This is a genomic window from Lentzea sp. NBRC 102530 (assembly GCF_030269365.1).
Classification (GTDB): Bacteria; Actinomycetota; Actinomycetes; order Mycobacteriales; family Pseudonocardiaceae; genus Lentzea.
In genome coordinates this window covers 1-255 of the sequence record NZ_BSTF01000066.1, presented here as the reverse complement: position 1 = coordinate 255, position 255 = coordinate 1, and the positions used below count along the sequence as shown (strand labels likewise).

The window sequence follows — 255 nt, the reverse complement described above, 5'->3', positions numbered from 1 at the left end:
CCTCGAACCTGGGCACGTCCGACATCAGCAAGGCCGTCGGTCTGGGCTTCACCTCGGGTCAGGACACCGCGTCCAACTACGAGCGGATGAAGAACAAGGTCAACGACGAGCTGAAGAAGCACTTCCGCCCCGAGTTCCTCAACCGCATCGACGACATCATCGTCTTCCACCAGCTCACGCAGGACGAGATCATCAAGATGGTGGACCTGATGATCGCCCGCGTCGAGACGCAGCTGAAGAACAAGGACATGGCGC

Annotated in this window: 1 protein-coding gene; it reads left to right on the top strand. The window is 59.6% G+C overall.

Annotated features, from left to right (window positions below):
- Positions 1-255: AAA family ATPase (locus QSK25_RS45305; RefSeq protein WP_285647897.1), on the top strand; the 255-nt coding region annotated here is incomplete at both ends.